The organism is Janibacter indicus, from assembly GCF_900176385.1.
In the GTDB taxonomy this organism is placed as follows: Bacteria; Actinomycetota; Actinomycetes; order Actinomycetales; family Dermatophilaceae; genus Janibacter; species Janibacter indicus.
The window spans coordinates 100768-114355 of record NZ_FWXN01000003.1; the positions used below are offsets into that span (position 1 = coordinate 100768).

The following is a 13588-nucleotide window of genomic DNA, read 5'->3' on the forward strand; positions in this document are numbered from 1 at the left end:
GACCCGTGGACTTCGCGCTCGACGCCCGGACCCTCGAGCTGCGTGAGCAGCTCACCGCCTTCATGGACGAGCACGTCTACCCGATCGAGGCGACCTACCAGGAGCAGCTCGACGCCGCGCCCGACGTGTGGGCGCCACCGCCGATCATCGAGCCGGCCAAGGAGGCCGCCCGCAGCCAGGGGCTGTGGAACCTCTTCCTCCCCGGCGAGGACGGCGCCGGCCTGACCAACCTGCAGTACGCCCCGCTGTGCGAGGTGCTCGGTCGCAGCCTGCACATCGCCCCGGTGGCGACCAACTGCGCCGCGCCCGACACGGGCAACATGGAGGTGCTGCACATGTTCGGCACCCCCGAGCAGCAGGAGCAGTGGCTCACCCCGCTGCTCGCCGGCGAGATCCGCTCGGCCTTCGCGATGACCGAGCCCCGCGTGGCCAGCTCGGACGCGACCAACATCGAGACCTCGATCGTGCGCGACGGTGACGAGTACGTCATCAACGGCCGCAAGTGGTACATCTCCGGCGCGATGAACCCCAACGCCAAGGTCTTCATCCTCATGGGCAAGACCGACCCGTCGGCCGACCGCCACCGGCAGCAGTCGATGATCCTCCTGCCGCGGGACACCCCCGGCGTCGAGGTGCGCCGTGGCATGAAGGTCCTCGGCTACGACGACCGCGACCACGGCGGTCACGCCGAGATCGACTTCACCGACGTGCGCGTCCCGGCGAGCAACCTCATCGGTGAGGAGGGCGCGGGCTTCGCCATCGCCCAGGCCCGTCTCGGCCCCGGCCGCATCCACCACTGCATGCGCCTCGTCGGCATCGCCGAGCGCTCGCTCGAGCTCATGGTCGAGCGGGCGGCGAGCCGGGTCGCCTTCGGCAAGCCGCTGTCCGACCAGGGCGTCATCCGCGACTGGATCGCCGAGTCCCGGGTGCGCATCGAGCAGCTGCGGCTGCTCACCCTCAAGGCCGCCTGGCTCATGGACACCGTGGGCAACAAGGGCGCGCACACCGAGATCCAGGCGATCAAGATCGCCGCCCCGGCGACGGTCGAGTGGATCGTCGACAAGGCGGTGCAGGTCCACGGCGCCGGTGGTCTGAGCCAGGACTTCCCGGTCGCGGAGTGGTACGCCCAGGTGCGCACCCTGCGCTTCGCCGACGGCCCCGACGAGGTCCACAAAAATGCGCTGGCCCGCCACGAGATCCGGAGGCTGACCGCACATGCCTGATCAGCAGCAGAGCCCTGACCTGCAGCGCAGGGTCGAGGAGCTCCTCGCGAGCCACGACCCGCAGACGACGCCTCCCGCTGACTTCCTCGGCGCGCAGTTCGACGCCGGCCTCGCGTGGGTGCACTTCCCGCGGGGGCGCGGTGGCCTGGGCCTGGCCCGCGGCCGACAGCTCGAGGTCGACGCCCTGCTCGAGGCGGCGGGGGCACCGCGTCCCGACGTCGGACGCAACAGCATCGGCCTCGGCATGGCCGCCCCCACGATCCTCGCCTTCGGCACCTCGCAGATGCAGGAGCGCTACCTGCGGCCGCTCTTCGCGTGCGAGGAGATCTGGTGCCAGCTCTTCAGCGAGCCGGGGGCCGGGTCCGACCTCGCCGGGGTCGCCACGCGCGCGGTGCCCGACGGCGACGACTGGGTCGTCGACGGGCAGAAGGTGTGGACCTCCGGTGCGCACAACGCCGACTTCGCGATCCTCCTGGCCCGCACGGACACCTCGGTGCCCAAGCACGCCGGGATGACCTACTTCCTCGTCGACATGACCGACCCCGGCGTCGAGGTGCGCCCGCTGCGCCAGATCACCGGCGAGGCGGAGTTCAACGAGGTCTTCCTCTCGGGTGTGCGCGTGCCCGACCGCAACCGTGTCGGCAAGGTCGGCGAGGGGTGGCGCGTCGCCACGACGACGCTCAACAACGAGCGGGTCGCCATCAGCGCCGGCACCGAGCGCGAGGCCGGCCAGATCGGCCTGGTCACGCAGCGCTGGCGCGAGGACCCCACGGTGCGCACCCCCGGCACACACGCCGAGCTCATGCACTGGTGGGTCGAGACCGAGGTGACCCGGCTCGCCGGCGAGCGACTGCGCCAGGGCCTCGAGGCCGGGCAGCCCGGGCCGGAGAGCTCGGCCATGAAGCTCGCCTTCGCCCACCAGGCCCAGCAGGTGAGCGGCTTCGCCCTCGAGCTCGCGCCCGAGGAGGGGCTCGAGTACCACGACTGGACCATGGTCCGCCCCGAGGGCGGCTCCTTCCTCGGCCACGGCCCCGGATACCGCTACCTGCGGGCCAAGGGCAACTCGATCGAGGGCGGGACGAGCGAGATCATGCGCAATGTCGTCGCCGAGCGGGTGCTCGGCCTGCCCCCGGACCACCGCCCTGACAAGGGCGTCGCCTTCAAGGACGTGCCGCGATGACCGACCTGCTCTACACCGACGTCGAGGAGTCGCTGCGCGACAGCGTCCGCTCGACCCTCCAGCGGTCCCTCGACGAGGGGCTGCCCGCCCGTCTGGCCGACGAGCCCGACACCGATGTCACCGCGCTGTGGCGCACCCTCGCCGAGCAGCTCGGCGTCGCCGGCCTGCTCGTGCCCGAGTCCCTCGGTGGGGTCGGTGCGAGCGCCCGCGAGGCCGCCGTCGTGCTCGAGGAGCTCGGCCGCGCGGTCGCCCCCACGCCCTTCCTCACCAGCGCCGTCGTCGCGACGAGCGCCCTGCTCTCGGCCGGCGACGAGACGCACCTGCCGCGCCTGGCGTCCGGCGAGGCCGTCGCGACCCTTGCCCTGCCGTGGACCGCACGCCGTGGCGCGTGGACCCCGGTCGAGCACGTGGTCTCCCCGGTGGCCGGTGCGCTGACCGCCGACCTCTTCCTCGTGCCCGTCACCGACGAAGGGGGAGTGACCTCCCTTCGCGCGGTGGGCCGGGACGAGGTCGAGCTCGAGCCGATCACCTCGCTCGACATGACCCGGCCGCTCGCCCGGGTGACGCTCACCGGTGAGGGCACCGAGATCGCCTCCGGCGACGCGGCGCGCGCCGCCGTCGACGCCGGCCTGGCGGCCGGCGCGGCCCTGCTCGCCTCCGAGCAGCTCGGCGTGGCGCAGTGGTGCCTCGAGACGACGGTCGAGTACGCCAAGACGCGGGTGCAGTTCGCCCGGCCGATCGGCTCCTTCCAGGCGATCAAGCACCGCCTGGCCGACCTCTACCTGATGCTCGTGGGCGCGCAGGCCGCGGCACGTCATGCCGCCGGCACGCTGGCCGATGGCGCCCTTCGAGGCTCCTCCGTCGCACCTCAGGACGCGGTGGAGGGACGGATCGCCACGGCTACTGCGGCGGCCTTCTGCTCCGACGCCGCCGTGCGCGCCGCCGAGGAGGCCCTGCAGCTTCATGGCGGCATCGGCATGACGTGGGAGGCCGCGGTGCACACCCGGCTCAAGCGCGCCAAGTCCGACCAACTGGCCTTGGGCACTCCCGACCGGCACCGCAGCGACCTCGCGGAGCTCGTGGACCTGCCGGCGTGCTGAGCGACAGACTCGACCTGCGACCCCCTTCGACCACCCCCACCCACAGACCAGGAGTGACCATGCGCGAAGCCGTCATCGTCTCCACCGCCCGCACCCCCATCGGCCGGGCCTACCGCGGCGCCTTCAACGACACCCAGGCCCAGGAGCTCGTCGGCCACGCCGTGCGGCACGCCGTCGAGCGCGCCGGCGTCGAGGGCGAGCAGATCGAGGACGTCGTCATCGGCGCCGCCCTCCAGCAGGGCTCGACCGCGATGAACATCGGCCGGCAGGCCGCCCTGCGGGCCGGCCTGCCCGTCACCGTCGCCGGCATGTCCGTCGACCGCCAGTGCGCCAGCGGCCTCATGGCCATCGCCACCGCGGCCAAGCAGGTCATCGTCGACGGCCAGCAGGTCGCCGTCGGCGGCGGCGTCGACTCGATCTCGCTCGTGCAGAACGAGCACATGAACACCTACCGCGCCCAGGACCCGTGGCTCGTCGAGCACGTGCCGGCGACCTACATGTCGATGCTCGAGACGGCCGAGGTCGTCGCCCGGCGCTACGGCATCAGCCGCGAGGCGCAGGACGAGTACGCCCTGGAGTCGCAGCGCCGCACCGCTGCGGCGCAGGAGGCCGGCGCCTTCGACGACGAGATCGTCCCGCTGCCCTCGACGATGCTCACCAAGGACAAGGCGACCGGCGAGATCGGCTCGCAGCAGGTGACCCTGGCCAAGGACGAGGGCAACCGCCCCGGCACCCAGCTCGCCGATCTGAGCAAGCTGGGCCCGGTGCTCGCCAAGGACGGCACCGAGGGCTTCTCCATCACCGCGGGCAATGCCTCGCAGCTGTCCGACGGCGCGTCCGCCGCGGTCGTCATGGAGGCCGAGGAGGCCTCTCGCCGTGGCCTCACCCCGCTCGGCGCCTTCCGCGGGATGGCCGTCGCCGGCTGCGAGCCCGACGAGATGGGCATCGGCCCGGTCTTCGCCGTGCCGAAGCTGCTCAAGCAGCACGGCCTGACCGTCGACGACATCGGCCTGTGGGAGCTCAACGAGGCCTTCGCGGTCCAGGCGCTCTACTGCCGCGACACCCTCGGGATTGACCCGGAGAAGTACAACGTCAACGGCGGCGCGATCTCCATCGGTCACCCCTACGGCATGTCCGGCGCCCGCATGACCGGCCACGTCCTCATCGAGGGCAAGCGGCGCGGTGCCCGCTACGGCGTCGTGACGATGTGCGTCGGCGGCGGCATGGGCGCGGCCGGCCTCTTCGAGATCTTCTGAGCGGCACGTGGGTGTCTTCGTCGCCAACCGCGGTGAGATCGCCGTCCGCATCGTGCGGGCGGCTCGGGAGGCCGGGCTGGAGGCGGTCGTCGCGGTGACGCGGGCCGAGGCCGACGGCCTCGCCGCGCGCCTGGCGTCGGGTGTCCACGTGCTCCCCGGCGAGGGCCCGGCGGCCTACCTCGACGCCGCGGCCCTCGTCGCAGGGGCCCGGGAGCACGGGTGCACCCTGCTCCACCCCGGCTACGGCTTCCTCAGCGAGTCGCCGGAGCTGGCGCGGGCCTGCGCCGCGGCCGACGTGACCTTCGTCGGCCCCGACGCGGGGCTGCTCGAGCTCTTCGGCGACAAGGGCCGGGCCCGGGCGGCCGCGCAGGAGGCCGGCGTGCCCGTCCTGCCGGCCACGGCCGTGGGCGCGGGACCGGAGCAGGTCGAGGCCTTCGCCCGGGAGCAGCTGCCCGGGGGCGTGATGATCAAGGCCGCCGCCGGTGGTGGCGGCCGCGGCATGCGGGCCGTGCCGGCGGGGGAGCCGGTCGCCCCGGCGCTCGAGCGCGCCCGGTCCGAGGCCGAGCGCAGCTTCGGCTCCGGTGACCTCTTCGCCGAGCTTTACGTCGAGCGCGCCCGGCACGTCGAGGTGCAGGTCGCGGCCGACGGCGAAGGGGGAGTCACCCACCTCGGCGAGCGCGACTGCACCCTCCAGCGCCGCTTCCAGAAGGTCGTCGAGGTCGCTCCCGCACCGGACCTGCCCGACGACGTGCGCACGGCGCTGCACGAGGCGGCCGTGCGGCTGCTCACCGGTCGCGGCTACCGCGGCCTGGCGACCGTCGAGTTCCTCCTCGATGCCGACGACCCGACCCGGTGGTTCTTCATCGAGGTCAACCCGCGCCTGCAGGTCGAGCACCCCGTGACCGAGATGGTCACCGGCGTCGACCTCGTCCTGACCCAGCTCGCGCTCGCCGCCGGGCGCACCCTCGGCGACCTCGGCCTGACGGACCCGCCGGCGGTGCGCGGGTCCGCGGTCGAGCTGCGGGTCGCCGCCGAGCGGGTCGGCTCCGCGGGCGAGCTGCTGCCCGCCCACGGGGTCGTCGCCGGGCCGAGCTGGCCGAGCGGCCCCGGCGTGCGGGTCGACACCCACCTCGTCGACGGCACCCGCGTCGACGGGTCCTTCGACTCCCTCGTCGCCAAGCTCGTCACCCACAGCCACGGCGGTCTGGCCGGCGCGCTCGACAAGGCGCGGCGGGCCGCGCTCGAGTGCTCGGTCGACGGTGTCGAGACGACCCTGCCCCTGCTGCGTGAGCTGCTCGCCCACGACGACGTGGCGCACTGGCGGGTGACGACCGGGTGGATCGGCGAGACCGGGCTGCTCACGACGGTCGACGGTTGCGCGTCGTCGGACGACGACGCGGCCTCGGGAGAGGTGCGCGCCGAGATGACCGGCACCGTCCTCGAGGTCGTCGTCGAGGCCGGTGACGAGGTCGCGCTCGGCGCGCCCCTGCTCGTCGTCGAGGCGATGAAGATGGAGCACGTCGTCACCGCCCCTGCCTCCGGCACGATCACGGCAGTGGGTGCACGGCCGGGGGCCACCACGGCTGCCGGCGACCTGCTGGTGCGGATGCTCCCTTCGTCGGTGGGGGAGGAGGCGGCCGCCGTCGACGAGGGCCTCGACCTCGACGCGGAGCGGGCCGACCTGGCCCGCCTGCGCGAGCGGCAGGAGCGACGCCTCGACGCGGCCCGCCCCGAGGCGATCGCCAAGCGGCACGCCCGGGGCGGGCGGACCGCGAGGGACAACCTCGCCGACCTGCTCGACGAGGGCACCCTCGTCGAGTACGGCGGGCTCGCCGTCGCCGCCCAGCGGGCGCGCCGCAGCGAGGAGGAGCTCATCGCCACCACCCCGGCCGACGGCATCGTCACCGGGATCGGGCGGGTGACGACGGCACCCGGCTCGAGCGCGCGGGTGGCCGCCCTCGCCTACGACTACACGGTCCTCGCGGGGACCCAGGGCTACCTCAACCACAAGAAGACCGACCGCATCCTCGAGATCGCCGAGCAGCAGCGCCTGCCCGTCGTGCTCTTCGCCGAAGGGGGCGGAGGTCGCCCCGGCGACACCGACACCACGGTCGCCAGCGGGCTCGACGTGCCGACCTTCGCGACGATGGGCCGGCTCAGTGGGCTCGTGCCGACCATCGGCATCGCCGCCGGGCGCTGCTTCGCCGGCAACGCCGCCCTGCTGGGCTGCTGCGACGTCATCATCGCCACTCGTGACTCGACGATCGGCATGGGCGGCCCCGCGATGATCGAGGGAGGCGGTCTCGGCGTCTTCGCGCCCGAGGAGGTCGGCCCGATCGAGGTCCAGGGCAGCAACGGCGTCGTCGACGTCGTCGTCGACGACGAGGCCGAGGCGGTCGCCGTGGCGCAGCGCTACCTCGGCTACTTCCAGGGGCCGCGCGGGGACTGGAGCGCGCCGGACCAGCGGCGCCTGCGCCACGTCGTGCCGGAGAGTCGGGTGCGCGCCTACGACGTGCGCCGCGCGATCGAGACGCTCGCCGACGACGACTCCGTGCTCGAGCTGCGGGCCGGCTTCGCCCCGGGCATCGTCACCGCACTCGTGCGCATCGAAGGCCGGCCCATGGGGCTCGTGGCCAACAACCCACGCCACCTCGGCGGCGCCATCGACACCCCCGCCGCCGACAAGCTCGCGCGCTTCCTCCAGCTGTGCGATGCGCACGGCCTGCCGGTCGTGTCCCTCTGCGACACGCCGGGCTTCATGGTCGGCCCCGACCACGAGCGCACCGCGACGGTGCGGCACTTCGCGCGGCTCTTCGTCATCGGCTCGCACCTGCGGGTGCCGATGGTCACCGTCGTCCTGCGCAAGGCCTACGGCCTCGGGGCGCAGGCGATGGCCGCCGGCGGCTTCCACCGTCCCGCCGCGACCTTGGCGTGGCCGACCGGCGAGGTCGGTGGCATGGGGCTCGAGGGAGCGGTGCGCCTGGGCTTTCGCCGCGAGCTCGAGGCCGTCGCCGACCCGGCGGAGCGTGCCGAGCTCGAGGCCGACCTCCTCGCGCAGATGTACGAGCGCGGGCGTGCGGTCAATGCCGCGGCCGTCGTCGAGCTCGACGACGTCATCGACCCGGTCGACACCCGTCGGTGGATCGTCACCGCGATGGGTACGGCCGACCCCACCGACGTGCCACGGGGGTACGTCGACACCTGGTGAGCCAAGGAGTGCCCGATGGAGTACACGCAGCACCTCGCCGACCTGCGAGCCCGGCAGGAGCGGGTGCGCCCGGCCGACACGCCCCGCGAGGTGGTCCACCCCCTCGGTGACCTGACGGTGCCCGAGTACGTCGACCGGTGGGCGGTCGAGCAGCCGGACCACCACGCCGTGGTCATGGGGGAGGAAGTGCTCACCTATGCCGACGTCGCCGCGCTGCATGCGCGGTGGGCCGGGTGGCTGCGGACGAAGGGGGTGACTCCCGGCGAGCGCGTCGGCGTCCACCTGGGCAACTCGACGCAGTTCGTCCTCGCCTTCCTCGGCACCCTGCGCGCCGGGTGCGTCCACGTCCCGGTCAACCCGATGTTCCAGCACGCCGAGCTCGTCCACGAGCTCACCGACAGCGGCGCGAGCGTCGTCGTCACCCACCCGAGCCTCGCCGAGCGGCTGCTGCCGGCAGCGGCGCAGGCCGGGGTGACGACGGTCGTCGTCGTGGGAGGCGAGGTGGGCTCCCTTCGTCATGCGGGGGTCGACGTCGTGGCCTGGGAGGACGCCCTGGCCGCGGACCCGCTCGTCGCGCCGGCCACGGACCTCGACGTGCTCGCCGCCCTCAACTACACCGGGGGCACGACCGGCCTGCCCAAGGGGTGCGAGTGTCCCGCATCAAGGAGTTGGCAGGATTTCCTTGTTCTGAAAGTTGGGGATGCTCGGGTCGTCCAGGCCCAGGTGCACCTCCTTGGGCCGGTTCCAGGCGATGGCCTCTTGCGGTCGCAGTTCGTTGTACTCGATGCGGTAGTCCTCGGCGTGCTCGGCGAGCATGACGGCGTCGTCGATCTCGTCGATGAAGAGCCGCTCATACTTCAGCGTCCCGAACCCACGTTCGCGTGATCCGTTCTGCCCCGGCGACTTCACGCGGGTGCGGACGTGCGCCAGCTCGGGATGGAGCTCGATGAACGCCTCGAACCGGAACGATCGGAACGGACCGCCGTTGTCGGTGACGATCGTGACCACCGGCAGCACCTCACCGCTGTGCTCATCGACCGGGCAGTCATCGATCATCGGATGCCCGAAGAGCTCCTCGTTCTCGCAGCGCGAGCTCGACCGCATCGATCGCGTCGTGCTGATTCGCTGTCGGCGACACATGGAATCGGTGCTCGTACTTGGACCAGTAGTCCCGGCACCCCGCGATCCGCCACGTCCCACCCGTGGTGGTCTCGAACTCGCTGAAGTCCAGCTGCCAGACCTGGTTCGGGCCAGTCGGCTCCTTGGCGAACGCGGCCTTGCGACGTTCGGCCAGCTTGCGGCGTTCCCGCTGATACTCATCGGGCAGGATCAGGCCCTCGTCGCGCAGGATCCGCAGCACGGTCGCCTCGGACACGACATGGCCGTCGTGGCGGACCAACGCCCAGATCTTGCGATGACCCCACGCCGGATGAGCAGACGCATGCACCAGCACTCGGTCCCGCGCAGCACCGCGGGCCGGCCGCGGCCACGGACCACGCGCAGGAAGGCCACGGTCGGCCTTGGCCTGCCACCGCCGCCAGGTCCGTTCCGGGATGTCGAACCTCCTGCACCACCTCGCGGTCGACATCCCAGACTCTTGTCTGATCACCTCGAGGTCCTCAAAGGGCCCAACCGGCCCTCGGCGCCCTTCTTCCAGACCCGGATCTCGACCGCCGCCTCGCCCAGGGCTTGCGTCAGATCCTCGACCTGCGCTTCCAGCAGCTCCTCACGCGTCGACGGGCCGGACCGGCCCACCGCCAGAGCGGTCTTCCCCGCTTCGAGGAAGTCAGCCTTCCACCGCCCGATCGACTGCTCGCTGACCTTCTCCCGCCGAGCAGCCTCAGCGATCGACATCTCCCCAGCCAGCACACTCAACACGATCCGAGTCTTCCGCTCGGCCGGGATCACAGGGGGTCTACCCATGTTCAGACTCTCCTTCAAGACCTACATAACGGCCCTGCCACAAAGTCTGACGCGCGACACGAGCACACCCAGCGGCACATGGTCTACACGGCGGTGAGCGGCGCCGGGGCCAATGCGCTGGGGCGCGAAGTGGTCTCGCTGTGCTTCGTCCCCGTCTTCTGGATCGCCGGCGAGGACCTGGGCATCCTCATCCCGCTCGTCATGGGCGGCACGAGCGTCCTGCTCTCGCGGTGGGACGCGGCGACGGTCGTCGACCTCGTCGAGCGCCACGGCGTGACGACGACCGCGGCGACGGTCGAGAGCTACCTGGCGATCCTCGACCTGCCCGACATCGCCGACCGTGACCTTTCGAGCTTCACCTCGCCGATGGCGATGTCCTTCATCCGCAAGCTCACGCCGGAGGTGCGCCGCCGGTGGGCGGAGGTCGTCGGTGGGCACTCGGTGCTGCGCGAGGGGTCCTACGGACTCACCGAGAGCCACACCATCGACGTCGTGCCGCACGGCTTCCAGGTCGACGACCACGACCTGAAGACGACGCCCGTCTTCTGCGGGCTGCCCGTCCCCGGCACCGACGTCCTCGTCGTCGACCCCGTGACCGCCGAGCCGATGTCGCTGGGCGAGCCCGGCGAGATCATCCTGCGCAGCCCCTCGATCACGACCGGCTACTGGCGCAACCCCGAGGCGACGGCGCGACAGCTGCGCGACGGCTGGCTGCACACGGGGGACACCGGTTACCTCGACGACGACGGCTGCCTGCACTACCTGGCCCGGGCCAAGGACATGATCAAGGTGAGCGGCATGAGCGTCTTCCCGGCCGAGGTCGAGACCCTGCTCGTCGACCACCCCGATGTCGCCACGGTCGCCGTGGTGCCGGCACCGGATCCCGAGACCGGCGAGCGCCCGGTGGCCTTCGTGACCGCGTCGGGTGCGAGCGGGCCCGAGATCGAGGAGTGGGCGCGCGGGCGGATGGCCACCTACAAGGTCCCGCTCGTCGAGGTGCTCGACGCCTTCCCGCTCACCGACACCGGCAAGATCCGCAAGGGCGAGCTGCTCGAGCGGGCCGGCGAGGTCGTCGCGGCCCGGGGGTGACCCCCTTCGTCCCACGGGCCGACCGCTGACCGATGTGACCCTTGACACGACTTGAATCCAAGTTCAATATGAATGTGAATCATCCTTCAGATACAGGAGTTCACATGACATCACCGACAACGGCGTCGGACGCGGTGCACGCGCGAGCCACCCGCAAGGCCTTCGTGCGGTTGGTCCCGCTGCTCATGGCGGCCTACTTCATGGCTTCGTCGATCGGACCAACGTCGGCCTGGCGAAGTCCTCGCTCGAGGTCGACGCCGGCATCGACGCCGCGGCCTACGGGCTCGGGGCCGGGCTGTTCTTCCTCACCTACGCGGCCTTCGAGGTGCCGAGCAACCTGATCCTCCACCGGATCGGCGCGAAGGTCTGGATCGGCCGGATCGCCGTCACCTGGGGCCTGATCACCATGGCGATGATGTTCATCTCCAGCCCGGCGATCTTCTACGTCCTGCGTCTGCTGCTCGGTGCGGCCGAGGCCGGCCTCTACCCCGGGATCATGTACCTCATCACGACGTGGTTCGTGCAGAAGGACCGCGCCAAGGCGGTCAGCTTCATCCTGCTCGCGGGGTCGATCGCCTTCATCGTCGCCAACCCCATCGGCGGCGCACTGATGAAGATGGACGGCGTCGGAGGCCTGCACGGCTGGCAGTGGCTCTTCGTCCTCGAGGGCATCCCGACGGTCCTGCTCGGCATCCTCATCTTCCTCGTCCTGCCCAACTCGCCGAGCCGGGCGAGGTGGCTGAGCGACGACGAGGCGAGCGAGCTGACCCGGCGCGCGGTCGGCGAGGAGGCGCACGTCGAGCGGCCCGGGGCGATCGTGCGCAGCGCGATGTCCAAGCCCTTCCTGCTGACGATCGCGGCGATCTACTTCATGAACCAGATCGCGACCTACGGCGTGATCTTCTTCGTGCCCTCGATCGTCGAGGCGATGGACGTCACCGACAGCGTGATGATCGGCCTGATCTCCGCGGTGGTCGGCATCGGCGCCGTCATCGGTCTGCTCGTCGTGCCGCGCGTCCTGGCGCGCAACCCCGGGACCGAGGTGCGGCTCATCGGCTACGCGACGGCAGGCGCGATCGTCATGGCCCTGGCCTTCGTCGCGGTCGACAACGGCGTGGCGCAGATGATCATCCTCAGCGCGACGATGCTCTTCATCGTAGGCGTCCAGCCGCTCTACTGGTCCACGCTCATGGCGCGGCTCGGGGGAGTGGCGGCAGCAGCGGGCCTGGCCTTCGTCAACACCATCGGCCTCACCGGTGGCTTCGTCGGGCCCTACGCCTTCGGCCTCGCGGAGAATGCGACGGGCTCGCCCTCGGCCGGCCTGTGGGTGCTCATCGCGGCGACGACGCTCGGGCTGCTCTGCGTGCCGCTGCTCAAGGTGCTGCTCGCCACGCACGACGCGAGCCACCCGGTGGTCGACCCCGACGAGGACGTCGCGCCCGTCGCGGTCTGACCCGCACGACGCGCGACGGCCGGCCGCCCCGTGGGGTGGCCGGCCGTCGCGCGTGGCGTCGTCAGCGGTAGTTCGTGTATCGATAGATCAGCAGGTCAGCGCCGGATCATCCCCGCTGGTGTGTTCACAGTGTGTTCTCGCTCGGTGAGCGACCCGAGATCAGGGCGTCAGCGACGGCCCGCAGGCGCTGATCGGTGTCCGGGATCAGGTGCCCGTAGGTTCGCAGGCAGACCTCGACGGAGTGGCCTAGAGAGGCCGCGACCACGTTCACCGGGACCCCGGCCGCGATCTGGTGAGACGCGTACGCGTGCCGCAGCTCGTGCCAGCCTCGACCGCGAGCCGTGGAAACCCCGGCATCACGAAGGCGACGTACACGAAACCGGTCCACGTCGCGACGTAGGTAATGTCAGCGACCCACCGCTGATCCGGGGCTGCCGCCGTGAAGTCACGCTCGAGGCGGTCCCGCGGCTCAGCCGCCAAGGGGTGCGGGTCGAGTCGTGCGAGTCGAGCGAGCGTTGGGCACCCCGGACAGGCCCAGCGCGCGCATCCGGCGCTCAACGGTGCACCGAGCGACCGGATCGTCTGGATGGGCCCGGTTCATCGCCTTCCACATCTTCCGCGTCCCGTACACGCCCATGTTCTCCTCGTGCAGCGCGGCTAGGCGTTCGTCGATGACGGCCTCACGTACCGCCCTGGCCGAGGGCGGTCGTACCTTGCGGGCGTAGTACGAACTCGGGGCGATCTGGACCCCGGCCTCGGCCAAGGTGGTGCAGATCGGCTCGACCCCGTGCTCGTCGCGGTGATCGTCGATGAACGCATCGAGGTCCTTCAGCGGCGGTCGAGCTCCGCCTGCGCGAAATACGCACTCGCCTGCCGAAGAATCGTGTTCGCTCTGCGCAGCTCGCGGTTCTCCTTCTCCAGCTCAGCCATCCGCGCGGCGTCACTGCTGGTCCTGCCCGCGACCTCACCGTCATCGACGCGCTCGGAGCGGACCCAGTTACGCAGGGTGTCGCCGTTGATCCCTAGCTGCTCACCCACGAGCCGGCAGGCACGAGAGACCGGTAGCGCGGGCTCATCAGCAATCCGGTCGCGCACCAGCCTCACAGCTCGCTGGCGAATCTCATCGGGATACTTCCTCGGTGCAGGCATGACTCCA

At 71.5% G+C, this 13588-nt stretch carries 11 protein-coding genes, 2 pseudogenes and 1 other annotated feature; of the genes and pseudogenes, 8 read left to right on the forward strand and 5 right to left on the reverse strand.

Annotated elements, in window-relative coordinates; genetic code table 11:
- Window positions 1-5: 5 nt before the first annotated feature.
- The 6 genes from B9B60_RS04040 to B9B60_RS04065 all read left to right on the forward strand — a co-directional run bounded on the left by B9B60_RS04040 (window position 6) and on the right by B9B60_RS04065 (window position 8852).
- Window positions 6-1223, forward strand: a complete 1218-nt coding sequence (locus tag B9B60_RS04040; RefSeq protein WP_084449988.1) for an acyl-CoA dehydrogenase family protein — start codon at window positions 6-8, stop codon at window positions 1221-1223.
- Window positions 1216-2403, forward strand: a complete 1188-nt coding sequence (locus tag B9B60_RS04045; RefSeq protein WP_084449989.1) for an acyl-CoA dehydrogenase family protein — start codon at window positions 1216-1218, stop codon at window positions 2401-2403. Before B9B60_RS04040 ends, B9B60_RS04045 begins: the two co-directional genes overlap by 8 nt.
- Complete coding sequence (locus B9B60_RS04050) at window positions 2400-3503, forward strand: acyl-CoA dehydrogenase family protein (protein ID WP_084449990.1); 1104 nt, start codon at window positions 2400-2402, stop codon at window positions 3501-3503. Before B9B60_RS04045 ends, B9B60_RS04050 begins: the two co-directional genes overlap by 4 nt.
- A gap of 59 nt (window positions 3504-3562) precedes the next feature.
- Window positions 3563-4759, forward strand: a complete 1197-nt coding sequence (locus B9B60_RS04055; protein ID WP_084449991.1) for an acetyl-CoA C-acyltransferase — start codon at window positions 3563-3565, stop codon at window positions 4757-4759.
- 7 nt (window positions 4760-4766) lie between these two features.
- A complete protein-coding gene (locus B9B60_RS04060; RefSeq protein WP_084449992.1) occupies window positions 4767-7967 on the forward strand; it encodes an acetyl-CoA carboxylase family protein in 3201 nt (1066 codons plus the stop codon).
- Between the two features lie 174 nt (window positions 7968-8141).
- The gene (locus B9B60_RS04065) at window positions 8142-8852 is read left to right on the forward strand and encodes an AMP-binding protein (RefSeq protein ID WP_234993746.1); all 711 of its coding nucleotides are present in this window, start codon (window positions 8142-8144) and stop codon (window positions 8850-8852) included.
- Here B9B60_RS04065 and B9B60_RS17445 read toward each other — a convergent pair.
- From B9B60_RS17445 to B9B60_RS04075, 3 genes and pseudogenes are all read right to left on the reverse strand, one after another.
- A pseudogene (locus B9B60_RS17445) lies at window positions 8763-9107 on the reverse strand (hypothetical protein); the annotation flags it as partial. The gene B9B60_RS04065 and the pseudogene B9B60_RS17445 overlap by 90 nt on opposite strands.
- Window positions 9013-9366 (reverse strand): hypothetical protein, encoded by a 354-nt coding sequence (locus B9B60_RS17450; protein ID WP_234993728.1) that lies wholly within the window; start codon window positions 9364-9366, stop codon window positions 9013-9015. The gene B9B60_RS17450 and the pseudogene B9B60_RS17445, both read right to left, overlap by 95 nt.
- Window positions 9367-9572: 206 nt before the next feature.
- A complete protein-coding gene (locus B9B60_RS04075; RefSeq protein ID WP_143445438.1) occupies window positions 9573-9890 on the reverse strand; it encodes a transposase in 318 nt (105 codons plus the stop codon).
- Between B9B60_RS04075 and B9B60_RS04080 the strand changes: the two genes are divergently transcribed.
- Both B9B60_RS04080 and B9B60_RS04085 read left to right on the forward strand, forming a co-directional pair.
- Window positions 9777-10979 (forward strand): AMP-binding protein, encoded by a 1203-nt coding sequence (locus tag B9B60_RS04080; protein ID WP_268766698.1) that lies wholly within the window; start codon window positions 9777-9779, stop codon window positions 10977-10979. The genes B9B60_RS04075 and B9B60_RS04080 overlap by 114 nt on opposite strands.
- A 262-nt stretch (window positions 10980-11241) precedes the next feature.
- A complete protein-coding gene (locus B9B60_RS04085; RefSeq protein ID WP_234993747.1) occupies window positions 11242-12432 on the forward strand; it encodes an MFS transporter in 1191 nt (396 codons plus the stop codon).
- Between the two features lie 469 nt (window positions 12433-12901).
- Here the strand turns inward: B9B60_RS04085 and B9B60_RS17835 are convergent, their stop codons facing one another.
- On the reverse strand, window positions 12902-13069 hold the full coding sequence (locus tag B9B60_RS17835) for an IS3 family transposase (RefSeq protein ID WP_407656456.1): 168 nt from the start codon (window positions 13067-13069) through the stop codon (window positions 12902-12904).
- Between the two features lie 96 nt (window positions 13070-13165).
- Window positions 13166-13297: a sequence feature (AL1L pseudoknot), on the reverse strand.
- An 80-nt stretch (window positions 13298-13377) separates the two neighbouring features.
- Window positions 13378-13581 (reverse strand): annotated as a pseudogene (locus B9B60_RS17840) (transposase); the annotation flags it as partial.
- Window positions 13582-13588: the final 7 nt, after the last annotated feature.